Below are 15,007 nucleotides of genomic sequence, written 5' to 3'. Positions count from 1 at the left end.
ATGCGATCGTGCTCGACTTGATCATGCCTGGAATGCCTGGGATCGAAGTTCTTCGCGCTCTGCATGACAAAAGTTACTCGGGCGGTATCATCATCATGACCGGGAGCCAGAATGAGGAGTTGCTTCGAGAAGCTTGGAGCTTAGGCCCTCAGGAGATCCTTATAAAACCGGTCGATCTTGAACGCCTCTTGACCGCGATCCAGCTTGTACTCGTCTGCCGCGAGTGCTAAAACTTCTTGATGCCCATCAGGAAACGCCTTCTTCGCTCTTGTCTTATCGGTCTGCTGTTGAGTTCCATGGCACACGCATGGGGCGTTTCGCCTTTGTTTGCCCAGGAGAATGTCACAAATATTCATCACACCCTCTCAGCCGAGTTGATCCTCGCTGCTCATGAACTAGTGGCAAGGGACCAGATCGAACTGGAGATTGAGCCACAGGTTGCATCGGTCACCTTCACGCTCGCACATTCCTTGCGCGTCGAGTCCGTCGCCATGACGCATTCGGTCCCGCACGGGAAGGGAAACTCGGACGAAATCGTCCCATTCAAGAGCGTGCATCCTTCTGAGAACACGGCTCAGCGTATTGTGGTTTCTCTTCCAAAAGAGCGTAGCAGAAGGGTGACGTTGGTTATGAGTTATCGTGGCCAGATCAATGATCCACCGAGAGAGCCGCGCCACTTGAGATTCGTAACACCCAGTGAGACGGCGGGTTATATCGGTTTGGAAGGTGTTTATTTGAGCGGAGAAAGTCAATGGTATCCAGATATCACGGGCTCCTTTAGTACTTATCGAGTGACTGCGCAAATTCCAGAAGGCTGGACAGTAGTGACCTCCGGGCGTAAAGAAGGCGAAACGACGGGCACGGGAAAGACCTCTTCAACCTGGATCGTTCAGAACCAGTCTGAAGCGTTCACACTCGTTGCCAACAAGTTTGTGACGACATCGAGAGAATGGAAAAGCCCGACTGGGCAGCAGGTTGAGCTGCAGACCCATTTCCTGCCCGACAATGCCGGATTGGCGGATGAGTATCTCGATGCGACTGCAAAGTATCTCGATACATATGTCCGGATCCTAGGAAATTATCCCTTCGACAAATTCGCAGTGGTTGAGAATTTTTTTGCGAGCGGTCTTGGCCTGCCGTCGTTCACGCTACTCGGCGGCGGCAGCATCAAGCGACACTATATCCAACCGTACGCGTTGGGTCACGAGATCGTGCATTCCTGGATCGGAAATTCTGTGTTCAATCGCGATGATCACGGCAATTGGGTCGAAGGAATGACAACCTACTTGGCGAATTACTACTGGCATGAGGTGGTGCAGGACGTCCCGCAAGCTCTGGAACAAAGACGAATGATGCTGAATGGGTATAATCTTTATGTGAGACCTGAAACAGATTATGCGGTCTCGCAGTTTCTTAGGAAACATGACGAGAAAGATAATGCCATCGGCTACCACAAAGCGGCCTTTGTGTTTCACCTCCTTCGACAGGAAATCGGGGACCAGCCGTTCTGGAGCGGTTTGAAAACCTTCGTCAGCAGTTATCGCAATCGTCCTGCGGATTGGGGATCGATCGAGGAGGTCTTTTCTCAAGAAAGCGGTCAGGACTTGCGGTGGTTTTTCGAGCAATGGGTCGAACAGTCCGGAGCCCCACGACTGTCATTTCAAGATGCCCACGCTCGTCGCGTGACGGCAGAAGGCGGCAGAGAAGCTTGGCGCCTGGTGGTTCAGATTGAGCAAAGCGGGAAGCCGTTTCGGATGAAGATCCCCATCCGAATCGCGATGAAAGGGTCGACGGAAGTCAAATCGATCGCGCTTAGTCTCTCGCAAACAAGCGTTGCGGAATTCGTCGTTCCCGATCAACCATTACGGGTGGAGCTTGATCCCAACCTCATGACGTTTCGCCGGTTGACGAGACGTCAATTGCCGCCCATGCTGAATGGGTATGTGACGGATCAGCAAAAGACGGTGGCTCTGGCGTTTTCCGATCCTGCTTCGCCGTTGCAGCAGATCGTATCTCGCATTGCCGATCACGAACGAACAGAATCGCTTAGGACGACGGTGATTTCTCTAAAAGAGAATTCTCTTCCTCAAGACGGATCAATCCTGGTGCTGGCAGGAGTTGACCAACGACAGGCGGTTCAAACAATGGCGCAGGAGTCTTGTGGTGACCGAATTGCCCTTGGAGATGAGGGTTTCAAGATTGATGATCAGACCTATGATGGTCCGAAGATGGCAGTGCTCTTCTCGTGTCATCGCGCGAATGTGCCGGGCAGCATTATCACGGTTCTGTATGGCGTGACACCCGGCGCCGTCGAGAAAGTGGCGCGGTTCCTTTTTTATTATGGATGGCATAGTTACGTGATTTTTCAAGACGGAGCCGTGACGAAACGTGAAGTGTGGAAGGGTTCACCCGAGATGAAGGAGGTAAGGATTGATGCAACGTCCTAAGACTGGGGGAATCTGGCTATGGGCGTTCTGTGCATTGATAGGTATTTCCCCATTTGCCCTGGCTGCTGATCAGCTGAAGGAGTCAGTGGTGTCGGTAAGTTCTACGGAACGGCATCTCGCCAATATCCGCCAGCTGACCTTCGGTCGCCAAAATGCGGAGGCCTATTTTTCGTTTGACGGGAGCAAGCTGATTTTTCAATCGACCAATAACTGGATGAGCGATTCAGCAGTGGCCTCCCCCCGAAAACCCACTGAGTCGGGACTGGGGTGTTATCAAATGTATGTGATGGGTGTGGAAAACGAGACCGTTCACTTGGTGAGTACCGGGAAGGGCGCAACCACGTGCGGCTATTTTTTCCCGGGCGACAGCCGGGTGCTCTACTCATCCACACACGCTGCCGGTCCCGAATGCCCACCAAAACCCAAACGGGATGGCGCTTATCGATGGGCACTCGACGATTACGATATCTACTCTGCCGATCTCGCCGGACAGGATGTGCGGAGGCTGACGGCATCACCAGGATATGATGCCGAGGCCACGATCTCACCTAATGGAAAGACCATCATTTGGACATCCGTGAAGGATGGAGATCTTGACCTGTATACGATGAATTTGGACGGATCGAATGTTCGTCGCCTGACGGACGATATCGGATACGACGGAGGGGCGTTCTTTTCACCGGACAGCAAGAGAATCGTTTATCGGGCCGCGCATCCGACCGATCCGTCCGAAGTGGCCAAATACAAGGAACTGCTGGCACAACGGTTGGTCGAGCCCGGTCAGCTTGAAATTTTTGTCATGAATGCCGATGGATCGGGCAAAAAACAGGTCACAACGACCGGCGCGTCGAATTTCTCTCCGTATTTTCATCCCGACGGCACACGCATCATCTTTTCCTCCAACATAGAAACGAGAGGGGAAGGGGGACGCCCAAGTTTTCATCTGTATCTGGTGCGAGACGACGGAACAGGATTAGAACGTCTCACCATGGAGGGACACTTTAATAGTTTTCCCATGTTTTCTCCGGACGGCAAGCATCTCGTTTGGGTATCGGACCGAAATGCCAAGCAACCAGGAGAATTCAATGTGTTCCTGGTCGACTGGGTGCCGTAAGGGGCTGGAATCGATGATGAGCAGCTGGTGATCAGTTCCGGAAATTCAGAGAGCCCCGTAGCAGATCGTGGCTTGGAGAGCGTCCCGTCCCAGGTATTACAGAACACGACCTCGTCGATTGCCGTAGTCGGTTGCTCCTGCGCCGCGTTGGTCGTCAGCTTTTTCGGCTTGTCCCAGTTTGATCTGCCGATCACCAAGTATGTGCGGTCGGTGACGATTCATTTACCCTGGGACCAACTCACCGTTCCATGGATGGCGTTCACCAGCGACATGGGAGACTGGATCGGCCAAGGATGGCGGCTGGCAGCCTTAAGCATTCTACTGCTTGTTGGAGCGTGGGCTTTTGAAAAGCCGATCTTCAAGATAGTTGCCGTCCAGTCGCTGGTTGCCCACGGAATTGCCGCCTTGCTCGCCAACGGATTGAAACACCTCGTCGGCAGGCCCAGACCTAAATTCATCCATTCTGGAGATTGGCAGATAACCCCTTCCTGGGCATCGGGACTGGACTCCTTTCCGTCTGGACATAGCACGGCGAGTTTTGCCGTTGCGACGGTGCTGGCTAAGCAGTTTCCTCTCTTCGGACCACTCTGTTTCGCGGTTGCGCTTTTCGTAGCACTCAGTCGTATTCTGAGAGGATCCCACTTCCCAACCGATGTCCTGGGTGGGGCGGTGATCGGCATTCTCTGCGGCTTTATCGCGACGGCCCCATTAAGACAATGGCGCACTTCAATACAGGACGGGCTACGACATGCGGCGATGGGAATGTCGGCACTGGTTGCCTTACTCTGGGTCCTATCCCGTCGAATGGAGGAAGGAGAGGCGGGGATTCTGTTCTTGGCGCTAGGGATTGTTGCAGTAGCGGGCGGCTTATGGATTCGGAAAGTTTATTGGGTTCGCAGAGGAAGACAGGAGCAGAGCCGCTATTCGAATATCTCGGCATTGCTGATCGCCTACGGCCTGGCTGCCATGACGACCTCACCCATTGTCATCTCGTCGGTCGGATTCGCCTGCATCGCGTCCTGGCTCCACGCGCTGGGTCGCAACGACGATCCTGAAGAATCGCCTCGCTGGTTCGCGGTGCGGGAAAGTGCCTTGATGGGTGGCTTGGCCATTGCCATTTTAGTTCTTGTTGATGCGCGAGGAGTGCTGCCCTTTCGGTGACCGTTGTCAAGGAATCAATCGGGAAGTCTTGCCTCTGTCTCTCATCTGAGCAAGGACATCACCGTTACACTAGTGACCAATTGCCTGTGATGGAATTGGCGAAGCAGCGTCCGAACCCTGAGGAACAGTGACCATCTGTTGATTACCCAACAAGACGTAACCGTGGCGCTTGAGAATCGGTTGAAATTCGGCCGCTTCTTTAGGTAAGGCATCCTGGAAGTATTCCGGTAGGAGAATCATCGTCCGGCCTTCTTTGCTCAGAGCCGTACGCAGCCGGTCGATTTCGCCGGCCGGGATAAAGGTCACCGTTCGCCTCGCGTAGAAGGCGATAGATGGCCTGGTTGACCCGAACGCGATCAGTTGGTCGGACGGATTCAGGTTCAACCCGGCTGCGTAGGCCAATTCCTGCGGCGGCGCAATCGCGTATCGGTTGAGTCCTGGAATGACCGTCAGGATGGCGACAAGAAAGACACTCGCCAGCGCGCCGCCGGCCACTCCGAAAGCGGTGTCACGTCTGTTGTCGTTCAGCCCCAAATATCCGATCAGCCCCATGGCGATCACGATGATCGTCGCACCAATGTAAGGGCCGATACCCAGATCGAATTGAGCGGCGAGGGGGAAATCTTTGACTATCTTCCCGGAGAATTGGTTAAACAGAGAAGGTGCGCTCGCAAACCCGATCGCTAAAAGATAGCCAATTCCCATCATGAAATGGACCGACCCGCGCAGGCCTTTTGTCGAAGGGTCCTTCAGCCCTTGGGCCCAAAACGAAGCGGCCAGGACGGCACAGGCGGGAAAGAGGGGGCCGATATAGTGTGGTAAGCGAGTGGATGAAAGACTAAAGAAAATGAACACTCCGACGACCCATAGCCCTGCGAACCATTCCAATCCATCACCGGATCCTAATGGTTCCCTAGATTCGAGCGAGTCATGGCTGCGGTCTCCCGCCGTGCGAAATTTCCGCCAGCTCCCATAAGCACGGTACAACGCGGCAGGCAGGAAGGTACTCCACGGGTAAAATCCCAGCAGCAAGACGGGAAAGTAGAACCACCATCCTCCTCCATGTCCCTCCATCGGGGCAAGGAATCGTCCCACCGTGTGAACTTTGGCTTGGGAGGAGTACGCATCCCCATGGATGAAAAACATGGCTGCATACCAAGGACCTGCAAGGATAAGAAAAAGCAGCACGCCGCTAATAGGAGCGCCTCTTTCCCAAAAAATCGGCCACTGCCGGATGGCTGTGAGGTACAAGAACGCGGTGATCAGCGGTACGGCAAATCCCACCGGCCCTTTCGTCAAGGTCGCCAAGGCCATGCCGACATAAAAGGCCCACATCCAATGCCGCCCTCGGCCAGGCTCGTGGAGGCCGAGCCAAAAGCCGTAGAGCGACAGAGTAGTGAAGAAAATCAAGACACTATCGGTGATCGCCATGCGCCCGAGCGCCAGGATCTCGATGTTCAACAGCAACATCAGGGCCCCATACAGGCCGACGGTCGAGCCACGCAGCCGCGTGAGAAACAGATAGTGCATTACAATCAATGCAACACCGAACAGGGCTGAGGGCGCCCGAGCCGCAAACTCGTTTACGCCGAACAGATGGTAGGACAACGTCATCAGCCAATACACGAAAACGGGCTTAGCGACACGCAGTTCACCATTGAAGGTCGGGGTGACCAAGTCGCCGGAGGCGAACATTTCGCGACCGGCTTCGGCGTTTCTGCCTTCGTCGCGATCCGTAAGACCCATGCTGCCGAGGCTCAGAAGGAAAAGCAGACCGGACAGAAGCAAAAGGAGCAGCACTTGGATAGGCCGAGGAGAGGTGTGTCCCATGTCCTGATGTGACTGGTGCTCTCGTGTGATTGACGGCCCGGTATGGCCGTTGGTTTCCCAGCCGCTCATGCTACTGGAGAAGCCGGGTCTTTGGTTTGATTTGCTCGGTGAATGAGAACGAGATTGCGTAGATACACGACGGACCCGAGCCCTTGCCCTGAAATAAATACAGGATCCATTCGGTAGATGGCGTAAGTAAGCGTAATCAACCCGCCAATGAGACTCATGTACCAAAAGGCAATGGGCACACGGCTTTCTGAGCTCCGCTCGGATGCGATCCACTGAATCAACCAACGACCAAAAAAGAGCCCTTGGCCGAGGAAGCCGATACCGATCCAGATTGTCTCAGTACTCATGAGGTGTCGGGAGAGCGGTAGTCATCGTCGTTCAGGAATGTGAAGGTATCATCAGGTTCGTTCGTGATGGTTCGCGTCACTGTCACGGAATTTGTAGAGCAACACGCGATCCTGCATCCATCGCACGGCGATTAGGTCATAGAGGGATTTGAACAGACGGTTCCCCATGCCGTATTTGGATATTCCATGGATGCGCGGATAATGCCGAACCGGCACCTCGGTCACCGTAAATCCGTGCATCAACGCGAGCGCGGGAAAGAATCGGTGTAACCCCTCAAAGAGAGAAATCCGCTCAAGCACCGGCCGCCGGAAGATCTTGAGCGGACATCCGGTGTCGTGCATGCCGTCATGTGTGAAGATATTCCGTATACGGTTCGCGATCAAGGATGAGCACTTCTTGACAAGACCGTCTTGCCGCTGCTGCCTCCATCCGCAGACCACGTCGTAGGAGGCGGTATAAGGAAGCAGCTTCAAGATATCTTCGCTGTCCTGCTGAAGATCGCCGTCGATCTGGATAATGACTTCGCCTGAAGATTGCCGAAATCCTGCGTCAAGTGCGCACGTCTTGCCGTAATTCCGGTCGAAGTGAAACACGCGCACCTGAGAATGTTCGTGAGCCAAGCGGTTCAGCTCGTCGCTGCTGCCGTCACTGCTTCCATCATCAACGAAGAGAATCTCGTAAGAGCGGGAGCGGGACAGCTCGTGCGAATCCATCACTTTCAGCAAGCTTGTCGTGAGAGGGGACAGGTTTTCTCGTTCATCCTTGATCGGGATGATGACAGAGGCCCAGGGATTTGATAACGGCGTCATGATACGCAAAACCTCGAGCCGTGGCCGGAGATCACGATATGAAATGGCGCATTCTAACGGAAGGTGGAGAGTGGGTCAAACACGTGCCGAATGATGGACAGGGGGGAATCGTCAATCGGGCTGTCTGCGGGAGGTGACAATCGTGAAACGCATCGTGCCCATCAAGCTCGTCTCATTGATCTGCTCGCCTACATGTATTTCGACTTTGTATCGGCCGGGCAGCCAGCCTCCCGACGGGGGGGACAATTTGAGATAGCCGCTGTCATCCTCCAAGGCGATATGCATGGCGTCCTCACTGACGATCGTCCCAGGTATGGCACCGTCCACCTGTTCGGGCATACAACGGCCGAAGACCGTGAACCCTTGATAGTGTTGATGAAGCAAGAACACGATAAAAATAGCCGGGACGTTGGGAAAGAACCGCTCGGTGGGTTTAACCGGCACGATTTCGTGAGAACGCTGAAAACCCAGCCGCTCCTCAAAATCTTCCGCCAAAGCGATGGAACGAAACATACCTTGCGGTGGCGCATCGAAATCGTAGACCTTCGCGTCCTCTGTGCGATTTTGAAATTCTGAGATGGGGACGTTCTCGGTGAGAGGCGGGTCTTCCGCTGCGGCCCCGTGGCTCCACAGAAGGAGCCAGGCTATCACAATTGTGCCCAAACGGAGAGCGTTGTTCATCATGACTGTCTGCTACACCTGTCGAGGTGAAGCTGTCAAGGATGGGTGAGCACGAGGCCCATTGCGGCATTCTTCGACCATCTGTTAGGATTTCGGCCGCAACACAATCGACGGATCATCGAACATCTCACCGGTGACTCAAAGTTATGCTACAAGATGCTGACGCCCTTCCGCAGTTGATCGGAGAGTATAAACCGCTCGATCAGTGGCAGATCCATCTCAACCAGCTCTTCTATGGGCTGCGAGGGGACAAACTCCGATCGTACTATCAAACGTTCGCCTCCGCAGACTTTCGCTTGGCTCATGCGCTGGCGGCAGACTATTACGAGCGCGTCACGAAGCGCGACAAGGTCGGGGACCCTCAACAATTCCCGGCTGGCGAATCACGCTTGACGGTTCTGGAGCTCGGGCCGGGGAACGGCAATCTCGCCGCTTGCTTTCTCAGTCATCTCAAGACTCTCGACAAAGAAGGCACGGTCTATCCGCGTGTGCGATATATCATGGTCGATTGGCAGCAAGCGGTGCTGGATGGGGCTTTGGCGCATCACGATCTGGCGATGCATCGAGCGCAAATCGAAACCTATCAGGGATCTGTCGAGGATTTGTCCGGAATCGCCGATGCCGGCGTCGATCGGATCATCTGTAATGAGCTGTGGAATGACCTGCCGACTAAATTATTGGCGAAACATAGCGGCGAGGTCGAGGAGGAGTATCTCCGTCCCAACCTCAGCGAATCGCTCCATGCCAACATTCAAGATTGGTCGGCGTTCATCCGGGCTTTTCAGGAAAAGGATCTTGCAACGCTCAAGACCTTCCCTCCCTTCCTCGATGAGCTGGTCTGGGAAAAAGAATATCGCAAAGTCGATTGGAAGGAGATGCCTTATCGGAAAACAATCGTCGAATTCCTCCAATCCATCGACCAAAAGGTCTTGGTTCCCGTCAACGTTGGCGCCTTTGAGACCCTGAAAGAAGCGAAGCGACTCCTGGCTCCCGATGCAATCGGCTTCAGCGCCTTCGATGCGGGCACCGAGGACATGCAGGTTCTCAACGATCCGGAGAAACCCTGTTACGGCCAGTTCGGAGGCCAATACAGCTTCATGGTCAATTTTGCGTTGATCCAGGCCGTGGCCAAGCATGTGGGAATCAAACACATGACATTGGAGTCGCAGCGGGAATTCGTCGGGCGGTCATTGAATACAAACGTCATCACGCTTATGGATCTGCTCGCGACACATCCCTCAGCCGGGCCGAAACTGCAAACCTGGGAACAAGACAGACTTGTGTTAAAGACCATCAAAGCGTTAAACGAAACATTTGAAAATTCCTATCGCCGCCGGATAGATTTTCCACTCGGCGCCACTGTGCCGGCCGATGAACGAGAGACATTGAGTGGTATCCTGCGCTCCCTGAAAGACAACGGCATTCCGGACACCGTGGCTTACCTGACCGAAGAAGAACTCACCGGTGCACTCCAGGACTTGGAAGCGATCGGCTACGATCGGAATATGATTAGAATGGCGTTGAACGCTCCTTCTAGCCCCATCGAATATTGCCACTTCGCCTGCCGGTAAGGATGTCGCCCGTTCTTAATTGATCAGTCGAGATGATGCGTAAACGTCAATCAAGCCGCTCGGTGCTTAATATGCCTATACACCCAGACGTTTCCACATTTGGTTTCCAGCTTGTCAACCGTTAAGTCGTTCTCCATGACCGGTTTGGTGGCGGTATCTGATAGTGGCACTTCCGGCTTAGTACCTTTTATTTTCCAGCTTCCGGCCCACGATTCCGCCGCTCGTGTGTCGATATCCACCGCTCCGCATCGATTCATAATGTCAGCTATTTCATTGATTCGTCCATCATCGGTCCTGACGCTCACAATCGTTCCGCCACGCTGGACGCCTTCTTGGTACATAGCCTGATTTGACGGACCGAATCCCAAGGTCTGTGAAAAGCTTTCGAAAAATCCCCTTGTTGAAGTGTCCGTTCCCCCAGTGAGCTGAAACCCGGCTTTGTCATAGACTTGAATATCAATGGAGGGAACGTTAAAGGCCATGATTTTTGACCTTGCTTGCTCCGCCTCAGCCGGTGTGTCGAATAATCCTATAAGCGTACTGGTCATCGTCCTCTCCTTTCCTGTCGTTAGGTGAAGCGCCAGAGACTAACGTTGTCGTGATGCAGCATGTGACTCCACTGTTCAACGTTGTCCTCGCTGCCAGAGTATCGAGTTTAAGGTTCCTGCAGCACTGGGGAGAGCCCTCGCTCAGTTCAATGAAGTGGCCGAACTGTGGAATGTGAAGCCACCGCCTCCACGTATGAGCCTAGCCGTATCCTCCGTTTAACAAACCAGGGAGCTTGCTGGTAGTCCGGCAAAGGTCGGTATGATCTATTTGACGACACCTTAACGGAGCAGGAAGGTATGTACTGATCCCAGGAACGGAGGATACATGGCGGATAGCACTATCAAGAAAATCGACTCGGACCATTCCCCGAGCGGAAGCATGGGGCAAAAGTATCTCGTCTCCGGTAAATTGATGTCGATGCGGCTATGGGAAGACCTCCAACCTGGGCAGCAAAAGGAGCCAAGCGCCCGGGAGTATGAAACAGTGGGTTATGCCATCAAAGGCCGCGCACAACTCGATATCGAAGGCCAGTCGGTGCTGCTTGGTGCTGGTGATTCGTGGGTGGTGCCGAAGGGCAGCCGACACTCCTTCACCATTTTAGAACCGTTTACGGCAGTGGAAGCTACGAGCCCTCCGGCGCAGGTTCATGGAAGAGACGAATAGCATCGGTTTTTCTCAGGGTTTGGTGTGAACGTCAGATATTGCTCAAGGGCACCAATGCTGGGTGTGTATAGGGATTCGAACACATTATGAGTCTCTAACGAGTCTGAGCAATCAGATCATCGTTAGCCAGTGGGAGTCAGTGGAGCGAGCAGCAGGGAACTCAATGGACTGGCGAGAAGAGGAGCGAGCATGAGCCCGAACTGGGGAAAATGATCCTGCAACGAAAGGAATAGGCCATGGTCCTTGAGCCATTGCTCAGGCTCAGGAACAGGCTGCTTTAAGGGAGGCTCTTGCAACAGAGCTTGGGCCCTTTTCGCCAGGATGAGAGCTGCGGGCAGGTACGTGGAAACCAACATTAAGGTGAAGGTAACGCCCCAGAAGAGGGTGATGGCCAAGGCCACACCTAGTACAGCTTCGTGAGCTTCTTTGCCGGCCACGAGTGCCGCCGGCCATCGCAGCCAGGCGCCCATATGTAAGATTCCGCCGACGAGAATCGCTGAAGCCGCAGTCAGTACCTCTTTCAACCGCTTCATCTGCGACGCACAAAACTGGGGATCAAGAAGTTCCCCGGCGGGCGGCGGCGCGAGCGTGCTGCAAGCGGCGAGCAAGGTTACCACCGGTACCACCATGGCTTGCACATTCACGGTAGATACCACCGCCATGATATAGCGCAAAAAGTCCTCGCTGATCCGTTGGGGCCCGGCCTGGCGCAAGTTGTCATAGCTAAAACTGAAGACGGCTCGGTAGAGCGCATGCCGCTCGTCGAGCGCCCAGATAAAAACTATTCCGGTCGAGGCAAGAAAGACCCCCACGGCGGTAACCACGAGCAGCCGCGATCGCGAATGTGACTGGTAGATGATGAGCCCACACAAGATGAGAGCATAGACACCGGCCACCAGCGCCACAACTACGGTGGTAAGCCAGATATACCGTGATTTCACCTCCACGAGAAAATGAGTGGAGTCGAACGGTTTAGTGGAAGTTCCCGCAGAGGCCTGCATCAACTGGCTCGTCAAATTATGAAAATTGTCCACTGAAATGTTGGAGCTGAATTCGAACAGGCCGGCTGCGAGAAACAGGATGCACAGCGGAGGCAGAACAAGGAGTAAAAACCGATAGTCCGGAGCGGATGAAGCAGGCGGAGGTGTCATGACGTCCTAGCGCAGTCAATGCTATTTGGATTGCGTCGGAGCACGCGAGGCGCATCCTAGCATAAATACTCAATATGGAGGAGAGGGAGAGAACGGGCGTTCTGGAAGTCCGGTTGGTCGATTTGCACGAGCCTCAGAAATCCCGACAAAAGAATGAAATCGCTTCCTTGATAATGGCTCGTCATCATCCTGAACTAAACGTTCCGCCGAGGAACCGTACCGCCAATAGCTATAGGGGTAGAGGCTCTCATTTGGAGAATTATCGATCTTGGATCCGGCCGAGAGTACTCTCAATCGACCGTTCGAGTTTGTCCGTCGCTCCGCTTAGCGCCAGCTCAACGGTCGATGCATGATGGCTTACAGCGATAGGCTGGAGACCGGCCAGCCTGGCTTCAAGCACACACCGAATATCGTCGCCCTTCGTTTTGTGACTGTTTGTGTCACTGAGGTGTACTTCAACTCGGGTAATCCGGTCACGAAATCGGCTCACCGCTCCTTCGACGCCGGTGTGAACCAAGGCAACAATCGCTTCTCGCCCTTGGATGGTATTGTCCGTATTGACCTGAATCTGCATACAGCCACCTCCACACGTAATCAATTTCAGAGTGAACCCTAATCACTATGCACAAACAAAGTCAATCGATCACGCACACTGCTCACCCGATCAGAGTCAAGTTGGAAAAAGAGAATGGATAGAAGTCATGGAAAGCATACCGAGGAGAACTATGTGTAAACCGGCTTATGGATGATCGCTTGATCGGTCCGATTGCGGCTACAGTCTGCATGCTTCAAAGACTTGACTTTGGTCAGGGCAAAGTAATCGGCTTCCTGTAAATCGTTCCAAGAGGGAAACTAGGGTTCCGGCTGCCTTTAGTGGTAGTGTCTGGTCCAAGAGTTTCCGGCCTCGCATAATGAGGCTCCACGGAGGGATAAAAGCCCGGGAGATCATGTACTGAAGTACATGGCCTTTTGGGAATTTAGCCTTTCCAACAGGAGGCTTCGTTATGCAATTCCATCCCATAGTTTTTTCCGTACCGGATCAGTCAGACCTGCTGTCACATCAGAGAGGTCTGTCATGTCGGTGAACGAGCGTCCGGATAGGATTTCCTCTGCTTCCGGTATGAATACTCCCGTGGCACTCTGCCGCAGCCTCAGTCTCTGGAATAGCCTCACCATCGGATTCGCGACCGTTTCACCGGTTGCCGGATTGTACGCCATTATCGGTGTCCAGACGGTCGTGACGGGCGGTGGTTGGTTTTCCGCTTTGGCGCTCTGTCTGGTGATGCAGCTGCTGGTCGCAACTGTGTACGCGGAGCTGTCCTCGCAGATTCCGATTGCGGGGGGCGCGTATAAATGGGCGAGGCAGCTCGGAGGCGCCACCACCGGCACGTATGCCGGAGCCATCTACGTCAGCTCCACGATCGCGATGCTCACCACGACCGCGTACACAGGCGGAATCTGGCTGGCCATTTTTTTCGGGTCAGGGGGTGAAACAGGAGTCTCGCTCGTGATCTGGGGAGCGGTGTTTATGCTGATTTGCACCGTCCTCAATCTGGTCCACGTCTCGATATTTAAGTTTCTCATTTCCCTGGGAGTCTATGCGGAAATCGTCGGTTCGTTCGGTGTCGCGCTGCTGTTGTTCCTCTTTTTCCGGCAGCACGAGTTCTCCGAACTGTTCGCACGTCTCGGGACGGGAACCGCCCCCAACCCAACCGCTGCGTTCCTGGCGGCGCTCGCTATTTCCGGGTGGGCGTTCATCGGCTTCGACGCCTGCTCGACCATCGCCGAAGAAACTCATGAGCCAAAGCGGATGGTGCCGCGCGCGATCTTTTTCTCTCTTTGCATGGTGGGAAGCGTGGTGCTCTTCAACTCCGCCGCCCTTACCCTGAGCTTCAACCGCGACACCTTGGTCCATACAAGCGCCGCGTCCGATCCCGTCACGCCTGTGATCGTCGATAACTTTGGTGCGTGGGCGGAAACCCCGTTTCTAGCGATTGTGATGGTTGCGTTCCTGGCTTGCGGGTCATCCATGGTGCAGTACACATCCCGCATTGTGTTTTCCATGGCTCGCGAAGGAAGTATGCCGATCGTCCTCAGTCGCGTCACCGCTGCGGGCGCTCCTCATAATGCCGTGCTGTTCACGGTTTCACTGGCCACGCTGGGACTGCTCGTCGGGCTCAATGATGAAGCGGTCGCCACGGTGTTGGCATTCGGCACGGGCGGGTTGTACGCGATGTTTGCGATGACCACGGGTGTTGGACTGTTTACCCGTCTGACCGGCCGCTGGGACCCTTCGCTAGGCCAACTGAAGCTTGGCGCCTGGGGCTTGGTGATCAATACGGCGGCGTTTTTGTGGTCGGTATTCGAATTCGCCAATATCGCGTGGCCGCGCCCCTATGCCACTTCGCCTGACGCGCCCTGTTGGCAACTCTGGGCCGTGCCTTTGGTCCTCGGCGGCATCTTGGGTGTGACGACGCTGTATCTTCTCACCGCCAAACCAGCAAAGATTGACCTATTGATGCATCCGAGAGACTCCGAACCAGCGCAAAAATGAAAGACGTTTCGCCCATCAACTTGTGAGTCGAAGTAGGCGTATTTGGACAGTGTCATAATCATCTCATTCCAGAAAGGAGTTCGTAATGGCAAAGAAGAAATACCAAGGCAAGGTTCCGCT

14 protein-coding genes and 1 riboswitch are annotated in these 15,007 nt (G+C 54.3%); of the genes, 7 read left to right on the top strand and 7 right to left on the bottom strand.

The features are described 5' to 3' along the window. The 4 genes from ACOSYY_RS07410 to ACOSYY_RS07395 form a co-directional block, all read left to right on the top strand. On the top strand, positions 1-230 hold a 230-nt coding region (locus ACOSYY_RS07410; protein WP_421661628.1), incomplete at its 5' end, for a response regulator. A 66-nt stretch (positions 231-296) separates the two neighbouring features. Further along, complete coding sequence (locus ACOSYY_RS07405) at positions 297-2,447, top strand: M1 family metallopeptidase (RefSeq protein WP_421661627.1); 2,151 nt, start codon at positions 297-299, stop codon at positions 2,445-2,447. Continuing rightward, entirely contained in the window at positions 2,434-3,561 is a 1,128-nt protein-coding gene (locus ACOSYY_RS07400; protein ID WP_421661626.1) for a TolB family protein, read from the top strand. The genes ACOSYY_RS07405 and ACOSYY_RS07400 overlap by 14 nt, the downstream gene beginning before the upstream one ends. Before the next feature lie 27 nt (positions 3,562-3,588). After that, the gene (locus ACOSYY_RS07395; protein ID WP_421661625.1) at positions 3,589-4,722 is read left to right on the top strand and encodes a phosphatase PAP2 family protein; all 1,134 of its coding nucleotides are present in this window, start codon (positions 3,589-3,591) and stop codon (positions 4,720-4,722) included. A gap of 69 nt (positions 4,723-4,791) precedes the next feature. On the opposite strand, the gene ACOSYY_RS07390 is transcribed toward ACOSYY_RS07395, so the two are convergent. From ACOSYY_RS07390 to ACOSYY_RS07375, 4 genes are all read right to left on the bottom strand, one after another. Continuing rightward, positions 4,792-6,621, bottom strand: coding sequence for an ArnT family glycosyltransferase (locus tag ACOSYY_RS07390; RefSeq protein ID WP_421661624.1), 1,830 nt, complete (start codon positions 6,619-6,621; stop codon positions 4,792-4,794). Next, positions 6,618-6,908: a lipid-A-disaccharide synthase N-terminal domain-containing protein gene (locus ACOSYY_RS07385; RefSeq protein ID WP_421661623.1), complete on the bottom strand. Its 291-nt coding sequence runs from the start codon at positions 6,906-6,908 to the stop codon at positions 6,618-6,620. Before ACOSYY_RS07385 ends, ACOSYY_RS07390 begins: the two co-directional genes overlap by 4 nt. Positions 6,909-6,959: 51 nt before the next feature. Then, positions 6,960-7,718, bottom strand: a complete 759-nt coding sequence (locus tag ACOSYY_RS07380) for a glycosyltransferase family 2 protein (RefSeq protein ID WP_421661622.1) — start codon at positions 7,716-7,718, stop codon at positions 6,960-6,962. Between the two features lie 111 nt (positions 7,719-7,829). Beyond that, on the bottom strand, positions 7,830-8,402 hold the full coding sequence (locus ACOSYY_RS07375) for a hypothetical protein (protein WP_421661621.1): 573 nt from the start codon (positions 8,400-8,402) through the stop codon (positions 7,830-7,832). A 143-nt stretch (positions 8,403-8,545) separates the two neighbouring features. Here ACOSYY_RS07375 and ACOSYY_RS07370 point away from each other — a divergent pair, with 143 nt between their 5' ends. Then, entirely contained in the window at positions 8,546-9,970 is a 1,425-nt protein-coding gene (locus tag ACOSYY_RS07370) for an SAM-dependent methyltransferase (RefSeq protein ID WP_421661620.1), read from the top strand. 50 nt (positions 9,971-10,020) lie between these two features. On the opposite strand, the gene ACOSYY_RS07365 is transcribed toward ACOSYY_RS07370, so the two are convergent. After that, the gene (locus ACOSYY_RS07365; RefSeq protein WP_421661619.1) at positions 10,021-10,518 is read right to left on the bottom strand and encodes a hypothetical protein; all 498 of its coding nucleotides are present in this window, start codon (positions 10,516-10,518) and stop codon (positions 10,021-10,023) included. 325 nt (positions 10,519-10,843) lie between these two features. Between ACOSYY_RS07365 and ACOSYY_RS07360 the strand changes: the two genes are divergently transcribed. Next, complete coding sequence (locus ACOSYY_RS07360) at positions 10,844-11,182, top strand: cupin domain-containing protein (RefSeq protein WP_421661618.1); 339 nt, start codon at positions 10,844-10,846, stop codon at positions 11,180-11,182. Between the two features lie 122 nt (positions 11,183-11,304). Here ACOSYY_RS07360 and ACOSYY_RS07355 read toward each other — a convergent pair whose 3' ends face one another. Together ACOSYY_RS07355 and ACOSYY_RS07350 are read right to left on the bottom strand one after the other, a co-directional pair. Beyond that, the gene (locus tag ACOSYY_RS07355) at positions 11,305-12,333 is read right to left on the bottom strand and encodes a hypothetical protein (RefSeq protein ID WP_421661617.1); all 1,029 of its coding nucleotides are present in this window, start codon (positions 12,331-12,333) and stop codon (positions 11,305-11,307) included. A 259-nt stretch (positions 12,334-12,592) separates the two neighbouring features. Continuing rightward, positions 12,593-12,907 carry an HPF/RaiA family ribosome-associated protein gene (locus ACOSYY_RS07350; protein WP_421661616.1) on the bottom strand — a complete coding sequence of 105 codons (315 nt, stop codon included), beginning with the start codon at positions 12,905-12,907 and terminating at the stop codon, positions 12,593-12,595. 267 nt (positions 12,908-13,174) lie between these two features. Further along, a riboswitch (guanidine-I (ykkC/yxkD leader) is annotated at positions 13,175-13,279 on the top strand. A 129-nt stretch (positions 13,280-13,408) separates the two neighbouring features. Between ACOSYY_RS07350 and ACOSYY_RS07345 the strand changes: the two genes are divergently transcribed. Continuing rightward, positions 13,409-14,887 carry an APC family permease gene (locus tag ACOSYY_RS07345; RefSeq protein WP_421661615.1) on the top strand — a complete coding sequence of 493 codons (1,479 nt, stop codon included), beginning with the start codon at positions 13,409-13,411 and terminating at the stop codon, positions 14,885-14,887. Positions 14,888-15,007 lie beyond the last annotated feature (120 nt).

This window comes from Nitrospira sp. BLG_2, from assembly GCF_049222245.1.
Note: the sequence above shows the minus strand (reverse complement) of the source record. Positions and strands in the feature narration are given on the sequence as shown.

What these genes read in the sequence shown, in the direction of transcription:
- ACOSYY_RS07405 (WP_421661627.1), top strand. Translation starts at nt 297, where the DNA reads ATGGCACACGCATGGGGCGTTTCGCCTTTGTTTGCCCAGGAGAATGTC.
- ACOSYY_RS07400 (WP_421661626.1), top strand. Translation starts at nt 2,434, where the DNA reads ATGCAACGTCCTAAGACTGGGGGAATCTGGCTATGGGCGTTCTGTGCA.
- ACOSYY_RS07390 (WP_421661624.1), bottom strand. Translation starts at nt 6,621, where the DNA reads ATGAGCGGCTGGGAAACCAACGGCCATACCGGGCCGTCAATCACACGA.
- ACOSYY_RS07385 (WP_421661623.1), bottom strand. Translation starts at nt 6,908, where the DNA reads ATGAGTACTGAGACAATCTGGATCGGTATCGGCTTCCTCGGCCAAGGG.
- ACOSYY_RS07380 (WP_421661622.1), bottom strand. Translation starts at nt 7,718, where the DNA reads ATGACGCCGTTATCAAATCCCTGGGCCTCTGTCATCATCCCGATCAAG.
- ACOSYY_RS07375 (WP_421661621.1), bottom strand. Translation starts at nt 8,402, where the DNA reads ATGATGAACAACGCTCTCCGTTTGGGCACAATTGTGATAGCCTGGCTC.
- ACOSYY_RS07370 (WP_421661620.1), top strand. Translation starts at nt 8,546, where the DNA reads ATGCTACAAGATGCTGACGCCCTTCCGCAGTTGATCGGAGAGTATAAA.
- ACOSYY_RS07365 (WP_421661619.1), bottom strand. Translation starts at nt 10,518, where the DNA reads ATGACCAGTACGCTTATAGGATTATTCGACACACCGGCTGAGGCGGAG.
- ACOSYY_RS07360 (WP_421661618.1), top strand. Translation starts at nt 10,844, where the DNA reads ATGGCGGATAGCACTATCAAGAAAATCGACTCGGACCATTCCCCGAGC.
- ACOSYY_RS07355 (WP_421661617.1), bottom strand. Translation starts at nt 12,333, where the DNA reads ATGACACCTCCGCCTGCTTCATCCGCTCCGGACTATCGGTTTTTACTC.
- ACOSYY_RS07350 (WP_421661616.1), bottom strand. Translation starts at nt 12,907, where the DNA reads ATGCAGATTCAGGTCAATACGGACAATACCATCCAAGGGCGAGAAGCG.
- ACOSYY_RS07345 (WP_421661615.1), top strand. Translation starts at nt 13,409, where the DNA reads ATGTCGGTGAACGAGCGTCCGGATAGGATTTCCTCTGCTTCCGGTATG.